The organism is Microcystis sp. M49636_WE2 (assembly GCF_030065375.1).
Lineage (GTDB): Bacteria > Cyanobacteriota > Cyanobacteriia > Cyanobacteriales > Microcystaceae > Microcystis > Microcystis aeruginosa_C.
In genome coordinates, this window is record NZ_JASJFG010000387.1 from 1 (window position 1) to 8,953 (window position 8,953).

Consider the following 8,953-nt stretch of genomic DNA (forward strand, 5'->3'; position numbering starts at 1 on the left):
AATTAGTTATTTCGAGCGAAGGACAACGAATGGGGTGGTCGAGGGAATCAACAATAAACTTAAACTAATAAAACGGAGAGCCTATGGCTTTAGAAACTTTCGGAATTTTTGGGTTAGAAGTATGTTGTCTTGGCATCTTGTCTGTTGATTTAGCATAAAGGGTAACGAAGAGCCAATGGTACATTCTCATTCCACCAGTCTAGCTGGTACTTTCTTGTGTATAAATTACCCTAACACAATCCAATTGCGGTATAAAAGATATTTTGTATAAAGGATATCTCAATAAATTGACTCACAAAAATGGCTATGGTAGAACCCTAAATACAGTAAGCGGATCAGCTCACTGTACCTAATTCCATCCCCTAACGAGGTCATTTATCGATGAGTCATCTTTTCAGGCAGTCGCGCCACCTCGCCGCTCTTTTTAAAATCGCCGCCACGACCACCGGAGTGGCCTTAGCTGTAACGACCGGAACATCGGCGCGTGCGGCGGGTTTTCTCCCCTTTTCCTTTCAAACCAACGTTACCGCGAGTCCAGATCTAACCGGAAATCCTAATCTTCTCAACGATCCCACTAAAGATGTCCGTCTCGATTCGGTGGTTTTCAACGGTTTAACGGTCAGTCAGTTTGATCTGGTCAATGCGGGTCGGGTTATCCGCAACGATACCGCCGACGTTACCGTAGGGGGAATCACATATACTAACGGAATTCTCCATGCGGGTCACGGACCGAACACGACTAGCGATCCCCTGGTCGGGGAGGGTCCAGCGAAACCGAACCCCACCGACGCGGATATCGCCGCCAGTTTGGGCAATTTAAATCTGAATAGTCTCCTCGTAACCCGTGAGAACGCCGATACTGCAATTATCGAGGTTTCTTTCCTCCGACCGGTGAATACGTTCTTTTTCTGGGAACGGGGGGGAACGCCTGGGGGAACCGTTGCGGGGGATAGCGATTTACTGGTGGAAGCGCTCGCGGAAGATGGAACGACGGTCTTAGCCAGTTATAAAATTTTACGCGCGAACTACACGAAAGCGGACTATAACATCAGCACGATCGTTCCTCCCGTCCTCAACAACGGCCCGTTCAATATTGGTTCGATCGGGATTCGGCTCGACGGTATCCGCGCGCGAACTCTGCGCTTAACTAGCGAGCGCAATAACGATCTCCAACGTTTGAACGGAGTCGGCGATAACGGGCCAGATTTCAAAGTAATCGCCGCCGATGTCAAGGTTCCCGAACCGAGTATCGTGTTCGCCACTCTACTCGCAGCAAGTCTTGGAATCTTTGTGAAACGAGAGAAGGCCTGATCGTTCTACTCGAAGTAGGATAGGAAGTGAATGCTTTTAATGCTGTTTAAATGCCATCAACCAGCGAACTGTCATTCATGAAAAAATAGCGATAAATGGGTTAAAACCCTCTATTTATCCAGTATTAAGGAGATAATCACCCTTTTTCCTTGATCGCACAGATCGAGGAATTTGCCCTTTATTTTCGTCCGTGAGCGCCTATGTCTGACCGTTATCGTTTCGAGACGCTGCAAGTACACGCCGGCCAGGAACCTGCCCCCGGAACCAACGCCCGTGCCGTTCCCATCTATCAAACCACCTCCTACGTTTTCAACGATGCCGACCACGGGGCGCGACTGTTTGCCCTAGAAGAGTTCGGCAACATCTACACCAGGATCATGAACCCGACCACCGATGTCTTCGAGAAGCGGATCGCCGCTTTAGAAGGGGGTGCGGCGGCCCTGGCCACCTCTAGCGGTCAGGCAGCCCAATTTCTAGCGATCGCTAATATTGCCGGTGCGGGGGATAATATCGTTTCCACTAGCTACCTCTACGGCGGAACCTATAATCAGTTCAAAGTCTCCCTACCACGTTTAGGAATAAATGTCAAGTTCGTCGATGGCGATGAGGCCGAGGCTTTTCGAGCGGCGATCGATGATCGCACTAAAGCCTTATACGTCGAGACGATCGGCAATCCCCGATTTAATATTCCCGATTTTGCCGCCCTGGCCCATATCGCCCACGAGAACGGCATTCCCCTGATCGTCGATAATACCTTCGGCTGCGGCGGCTATCTCTGTCGCCCGATCGAACAGGGGGCCGATATCGTGGTGCAATCGGCCACCAAATGGATCGGCGGTCACGGCACTTCCATCGGCGGAGTAATCGTCGATTCGGGTAAATTCGACTGGGGAAACGGCAAATTTCCCCAGTTTACCGAACCCGCGCCGGGTTATCACGGGTTGAATTTCTATGAGGTATTCGGACCGTCCGGCCCTTTGGGCAATATCGCCTTTATTATCCGGGCGCGGGTGGAGGGATTGCGGGACTTCGGACCCGCCTTGAGTCCGTTTAACGCATTTTTACTGCTACAGGGATTGGAAACCCTCTCCCTACGGGTCGATCGTCATGTATCCAACGCCTTGGCCCTGGCGAACTGGCTCAAAGAACAGCCACAGGTGCAATGGGTGGACTATCCCGGATTACCGGAACATCCTTACCACGAACGGGCGAAGAAGTACCTAAAACACGGCTTCGGCGGGGTTTTAGCCTTCGGGATTCGGGGCGGTTTCGAGGCCGGGCGGAATTTTATCAACCGGGTGAAACTGGCCAGTCATCTCGCCAATGTGGGCGACGCAAAAACCCTCGTTATCCATCCCGCCTCGACGACTCACCAGCAGTTAAACGAGGAAGAACAGCGATCGGCGGGAGTAAAGCCCGAATTAATCCGCGTTTCCGTGGGTTTGGAACATATTGACGATATTATCGAGGATTTCCAGCAAACTTTCCAGAGTTTATAACCAATCACCCCGCCCATGGATCGCCTAGACTTGATCTCCCCGGAAACCCGTTTCTATTCCCCACCGCGTCCTTTTGTTCTCGAATCGGGGGCGGTTCTCGAAAGGGTGCGGATCGCCTATCGAACCTGGGGAATTTTGAATAACAAGCGGGATAACGGGGTTATTGTCTGTCATGCCTTCACGGGATCGGCCGACGTGGAAGCTTGGTGGGAACCTTTGTTAGGAACCGGACGCGTTCTCGATCCCACCCGGGATTTTATTGTCTGTAGCAATATTCTCGGCAGTTGCTACGGGACAACCGGCCCCACTTCGATCGATCCCCGTACCGGTAAACCCTACGGCCCGACTTTCCAGGAGATTACCGTCCGGGATATGGTTCACCTACAACGGCTGTTGGTGGACGCATTGGGGATCGAGTCTTTGCGATTGGTGATCGGGGGTTCTTTGGGAGGAATGCAGGTTTTGGAGTGGGCGCTACTGTACCCGGAGAGGACGCGATCGATCGCTGTGATTGCGGCTTCGGGACGACATTCGGCCTGGTGTATCGCACTAGGAGAAGCTCAAAGGGGAGCGATCTATGCCGATCCCCATTGGCAAGGGGGAAATTATGCGCTCGATCGCCCTCCGGCCCGGGGTTTATCGGCAGCCCGGATGATGGCGATGACTACCTACCGATCGCACGCCAGTTTCGAGTCCCGTTTCGGCCGGGAGTACGGGGAGGGGGGAGAGTTTACGATCGCCCGCTATTTAGAATATCAGGGGAGAAAGTTAGTCGAACGTTTTGACGCTAATGCTTATATCACCTTAAGTAGGGCGATGGATCGTCATGATGTCACCCGGACGGGAAAAAGTTACGAATCGGTTTTACAGTCGATTCAACAACCGACGGCGATCGTGGCGATCGATTCTGATCTTCTTTATCCTCCCGTAGAACAAGAGGAGTTGGCGAAATATATCCCCAATTCTGAATTGTTTTGTTTGCGATCGCCGCACGGTCACGATGCGTTTTTAATGGATGGTGATATGGATGCGTTGAATGATCTTCTCGTCACTTTCGGGAATGGCTGGGAAATGGGAAATGGTCCCCGGTTGGGGATGGTGGGGTAGAGAGCGATCGGGGATTGATGACGACTAGGTTAAAAGTAGCTTGACTTTGTTACTCTACCTTCCATAGGCGTGACTTGATTTTTTGTGGACGATGTGTCACAATAAACCATATATATTCAAGTCAGAGCAATGTCAGAACTTCAATTATCATTATTCCCTCAAAATAATCAAGATATTGAAAAGACGAAAAAAGTCAAATTAGGACGTTATGAAAAAATTCAACGGGAACTACTGACCATCAAGCGTGATTTACATCAAGTTTTTGTGGATGTTAATTGTCCGATCGCTCCTCATCTAACTTATAACTTCATTGATTTATTTTGTGGTGCTGGTGGCATAACTCAAGGTTTAGTTCAGGCAAATTTTCATCCAGCAGCAAGTGTTGAAATCAATCCTGTCGCTTCATTAACACATCGGTACAACTTCCCACAATGCCATCATTTCTGTGGTGATATTCATGACTTTCAAGCAGAGAAATGGCTTATCTTGGCAGGCTCACCCGATATACATTTAGTGGTTGGAGGTCCGCCGTGTCAGGGTTTTTCGGTCGCTGGTAAACGAGATCCCAATGATCCTCGAAATCAATTATTTAAAGAGTTTATAAGAGTGGTTTCTGAAATTCAGCCTTGGTATGTCGTCATGGAAAATGTGCCAGGGATTCTCACGATGCAAAAAGGCAAGGTGAAAGAAACTATCTTAGAAGAGTTTGAATCGATCGGTTATTCTAATATTTCGATCGCTATTCTTGAATCTGCCGCTTATGGAATTCCTCAAATTAGACCGAGAGCAATTTTTATAGCTAATAGATTCGATCTACCTAATCCTTATCCTCAACCTCAATTACTACCTCATCAATATATTCCGATAGAGTCGGCTATTTCCGATTTACCTGCTTACACGCCTATTCCCGAAATTAATCATGAATGGACACGCCATTCCTCGAAGTATATGGAACGGATCGCACGAGTACCCCCCGGTGGTTCTCTCTATGAAACCTACGTTGATGCTTTTAAGCGCCAGTATCCAGGCAAACCGAGTATGACCATCAAAGAAAATCATGGAGGTACACATATTCATCCCCATCTTAATCGAGTTATTTCCGCCCGTGAAATGGCCAGACTTCAATCTTTCCCCGATTCGTTTATTTTTGAGGGAACCATGAAAAAAGCTATGTGGCAAATTGGTAATGCGGTTCCCCCACGTTTAGCCGAATGTATCGGATACGCTTTAATTCCTTATCTCAACAAAGTTGCTTTACAGCTAGAGCAAGAATCGCAGATTAATCAGAATTTAAATCCGATAGCTTGCGGTTGAGAGCAATTCTCCATTTCTGCAAATCATACCATCCACAGCCACTACACCCTACTTCCGCCGCTTTTCCACTTTTTGGAATGGTATCCGGCCATTTTTCATCACCCTCATAATAGTATTGGATACCGAAGGGATAGCCCCGATCCCCTGTTTGGTAGCATTTACGGCAGACTTCACGCTTCTGTAAATTGCGCTGATTCGTCAAAAGTTGAAATTGTTCTCGAATCTCCGTATCGGCCAAATGCTCTAATGAATCTCGTCTCGTATCGTTTCCCCAACGAATTTCTGGAAATTTATGGTCGGGTAACAGATTATCTTTCCCTACAGTCTTACCCTCGTAAGCATCATAACCACCGAGCAGATCAATGATTTTCTTTCGTAGGGATGACGACCATACTTCGTATCCAGATATTCCACCACGAGGTAGAGGAACAAGTATAATATGCGTTTTCTTGGAACCACAAGTCGGGCATTTTTTTGATGTATGAGTTGCGATCGTATATCCCATTTCTTTTAAATCTTGAATCCTTCTAGCCCAATTCGGATTCGGGGGTAATTGACAAGCAACACAAGTCCATTTAAAAGTGATGAGTACATCAAAGAATGATTTTGTTACTTCCGCTTCTTTCTGTAACCAGAAGACCTCTTGTTCTTGTCTCCACTTCGGATAATTACTCGGATGACAGTATAGAAAAGCTTGCTGAAGATATTCTTCGATTGCCGAAGATTCGGCCAGATCTACGCCAGTACGTCTATACTCAACTGGAATCGCGCCTTCCCAAATCGTACCGTCATCATATCGAAAAGTAACATCTATGTAACTTTCGGAAGCTTTTGAGTGTCTACGTTGTCCGTGTTGTACGATCTTTTCCATTGGTTTGATTAACTTTGTTTTCCAAGCCTTCTAATAGATTGGAGACATTGAGGTTCATTCCGTTCGCCAGACTAACAAGAGCGGTTACAGAAGGATTGCGAATCCCGCGCTCGATGCCAGAAATATATGTTCTATCTAGATTCGAGCGTGTCGCTAGTTCTTCTTGGGAAATACCTAGATTTTCTCTGTGTTGTCTTACTAACGAACCCAACGCTTTTAAAATTTTTGCCTTGTTTTCGTCCATAGCTCTATCCTGACCGAACATAGACGATGAGTCCACGGACGATCTGTCACATTCCGAGCGAAGCACTAGAAATCGAGCGGCTTTTGAGTATCGCTTGCCCGTTTATATCTGATAATCCATGACGAAAACCACCTTACCACCCCGTGCGTTGGCACTTAAGGCAGCGGTCATCTTCTTGGGATAGGGGAGATTGAGATTATTCATTAACTGAATAAAATCCTCGCGATTGCGGCCGGCGAAACGGGGATTCCAGCGCTTTTCCTCACCGATCGAGGAGACCGTTCTTCCCAGATAATCGTGACAGGGATAAACAAGCGTATCGTCGGGGAGGGTGAATAACTTCTCCGTCACCGTCCTGTATAGTACTTCCGGCGAACCGTTCTGAAAATCGGTGCGACCGCAACCGCGAATTAAGAGTGCATCCCCCGTTAATAGGCGTTTTTCATCGATGAGATAGGCTATATGACTATCGGTGTGGCCTGGAGTGGCGATCGCTTTTAGCTGCTGACCTGCCACGATCCAGAGGTCGCCATCGCGCACATAACCATCGATATCGCTCACTTCCGCGTTTTCGGGAACGAGGATCGAACAGTTGGTTAACTCGCGTAATCGGTGCGCTCCGGTGATATGGTCGGCGTGGACATGGGTTTCCATCGTGTAGCCTAGAGTTAACCCCAACTGCCAAAGAATCTGCCGATCGCGATCAACCTGTTCGAGGACCGGATCGATTAAAATCGCCTCCCCCGTAGCCGAATCAGCGATCAGATAGGTGTAGGTACTCGATTCCCTATCAAAAAGCTGGCGAAAAATCGGCGCTGCCGGCCGGAATGCGATCGAGTAGGCCGCGGGGAGAGAAATTCTCTCTTTCAGCGATCGCAACAAATCCCGGGCCAGTTCGGCCGCCTGTAAACGCAGTTCGGGAATGGCGGTGGTTTCCCAGAGATCGCCTTTGCGGGGATTTCCCAAAGTGTAGAGGGTTGGCGATGCCGTACCGTCCGGCCTGAGAATCGCCCCGTTGTCCGCGGTTTCGATACCACAATTCAAAGGATGGGAACGGATTAACCCCCGTTGGCGAAGATGAACGACGAGGGGATCGGTTATGGTCCTGTAATCGTTACTCGCGCCGGTACAGTTAATGATTCGATCGACGGTTAGGTTTAACAGGTTTCCCGTCCCCCGTTGACGGATAGTAACCTCTACACAGCCGTTTTTAACCTCAGCAGTTTCAATTCTTCCCCCATGATAGGTTAATTGTCCCGATTCTACAGCCTCATCGAGGATACCGGCGATCTCGTCGGCGACGCGATGGCGAAGAACCTCCCAATAGGCTTTCAGGTGGCGTAGAAATCTGGCGCGTTCCGCTATCGGCAGACAATGCCATAGACCTTGAGATATCGGACGTAAGGCGTTTAAAACGGCCCGCCAGTCGTGACCTTGACTCTCTGCGGTTTTTACCTCCGCGCGAATCCGCCCTAGGAGTCTCCGCGTGGTCTGGGGCGCGGTTTCGAGGGTGAGGAACGGGGGATAGGGATCGGTGGGTCGGTGCGATCGAGGGATCAGTCCATGACGGGAAACCGCGTCGATTTTGCCCGTGAATCCCCTTTGTGCCAGGGAAACCACCATATCCACCATCGTTAACCCCGTACCGACGAGCAGAATCGTCCCGTCGGGTTTTAGCTCGGCGAGTGTGTCCGTCTCCCAAGCGTCGCGGAGATAGAGGGAATTGAGAGACGCGAGGGGTTGGGGAACCGTTGCGGGAAAATTGCCCAGCGCCAGAACTACTTTAGCGGCGCTGATTTTCTTGCCTCCTTTGAGGGTAATCGTCGCCTTTTCCCCGTCGAGTGCCAGATCGATCGCCGCATCGGTAAACGTTTCCAGACGGTGATCGGCAATGGCGTTGTCCCGCGCTTCTTCTAGGATCGATCGGATGTATTTGCCGTACACTAGACGCGGGACGAAGCTGGCCGGATCGATTGATCGATAGCCGTTATCCGCTAACCAGTGGAGGAAATGTTCGGGATCGTCCTCGAAGGCGCTCATTTTGCCGGCGGGAATATTGAGCAGGTGGCCGCTGTCTCGCGTTCCGTAGGCGATCCCCGTACCGAGGGGTTTTCGGCGCTCGATCAGGGCGATCGATAATGGAGTCCCCGTGTCGCGTAACAGGTTCGCTGTCACCAGGGAACCACTAAATCCTCCCCCGATAATGGCGATGTCGAAAGTTGCAGAAAATTGATTCCGGTCAATGTAGCTCATAGATAAGTAGCTGGTTATAATTAAATTAAAAATGGATTTTAGGTTCGATCCCCCCTGCCCCCCTTGATAAGGGGGGTGCCGATCTCCCCTTAGTCCCCCCTTAATCCCCCTTTAATAAGGGGAGCATCTGATAATTTTTAACGCCTACCTACTTAACTATCGGGGAGGGAATTAGGGGTATGGTAAGGGTTAAAGAGTTAGTATTACTTGGTCTAAGTAAGTAGTTATAATTAAATTGAAGATAGATTTTGCCTCTGATCCCCCCTGCCCCCCTTGATAAGGGGGGTGCCGATAGGCGGGGGGATCCCCCCTGCCCCCCTTGATAAGGGGGGATCAGACAACTTTTAACACCTA

The 8,953-nt window shown here is 49.4% G+C and carries 8 protein-coding genes and 1 pseudogene; 5 read left to right on the top strand and 4 right to left on the bottom strand.

Translation table 11 applies throughout. The features are described 5' to 3' along the window. The 5 genes from PX484_RS09280 to PX484_RS09300 all read left to right on the top strand — a co-directional run. Nucleotides 1-148 (top strand): transposase (locus PX484_RS09280; protein WP_288103583.1); only part of this gene is annotated, 148 nt, incomplete at its 5' end. Nucleotides 149-381: 233 nt separating this feature from the next. Continuing rightward, nucleotides 382-1,311 carry an exosortase-dependent surface protein XDP2 gene (locus tag PX484_RS09285; RefSeq protein ID WP_287767943.1) on the top strand — a complete coding sequence of 310 codons (930 nt, stop codon included), beginning with the start codon at nucleotides 382-384 and terminating at the stop codon, nucleotides 1,309-1,311. 200 nt (nucleotides 1,312-1,511) lie between these two features. Next, nucleotides 1,512-2,810 carry an O-acetylhomoserine aminocarboxypropyltransferase/cysteine synthase family protein gene (locus PX484_RS09290; RefSeq protein WP_287727069.1) on the top strand — a complete coding sequence of 433 codons (1,299 nt, stop codon included), beginning with the start codon at nucleotides 1,512-1,514 and terminating at the stop codon, nucleotides 2,808-2,810. Between the two features lie 15 nt (nucleotides 2,811-2,825). After that, nucleotides 2,826-3,917 carry a homoserine O-acetyltransferase MetX gene (metX, locus tag PX484_RS09295; protein ID WP_287767940.1) on the top strand — a complete coding sequence of 364 codons (1,092 nt, stop codon included), beginning with the start codon at nucleotides 2,826-2,828 and terminating at the stop codon, nucleotides 3,915-3,917. A 129-nt stretch (nucleotides 3,918-4,046) separates the two neighbouring features. After that, nucleotides 4,047-5,231 (top strand): DNA cytosine methyltransferase, encoded by a 1,185-nt coding sequence (locus PX484_RS09300; RefSeq protein WP_052276021.1) that lies wholly within the window; start codon nucleotides 4,047-4,049, stop codon nucleotides 5,229-5,231. On the opposite strand, the gene PX484_RS09305 is transcribed toward PX484_RS09300, so the two are convergent. The 4 genes and pseudogenes from PX484_RS09305 to PX484_RS09320 all read right to left on the bottom strand — a co-directional run. Beyond that, nucleotides 5,197-6,102 (bottom strand): hypothetical protein, encoded by a 906-nt coding sequence (locus PX484_RS09305; protein ID WP_287767938.1) that lies wholly within the window; start codon nucleotides 6,100-6,102, stop codon nucleotides 5,197-5,199. The genes PX484_RS09300 and PX484_RS09305 overlap by 35 nt on opposite strands. Continuing rightward, entirely contained in the window at nucleotides 6,071-6,367 is a 297-nt protein-coding gene (locus PX484_RS09310) for a helix-turn-helix domain-containing protein (RefSeq protein WP_228020860.1), read from the bottom strand. Before PX484_RS09310 ends, PX484_RS09305 begins: the two co-directional genes overlap by 32 nt. Before the next feature lie 81 nt (nucleotides 6,368-6,448). Beyond that, entirely contained in the window at nucleotides 6,449-7,156 is a 708-nt protein-coding gene (locus PX484_RS09315; RefSeq protein ID WP_287668316.1) for an MBL fold metallo-hydrolase, read from the bottom strand. A 963-nt stretch (nucleotides 7,157-8,119) separates the two neighbouring features. Further along, a pseudogene (locus PX484_RS09320) lies at nucleotides 8,120-8,599 on the bottom strand (FAD/NAD(P)-binding protein); the annotation flags it as partial. Nucleotides 8,600-8,953 lie beyond the last annotated feature (354 nt).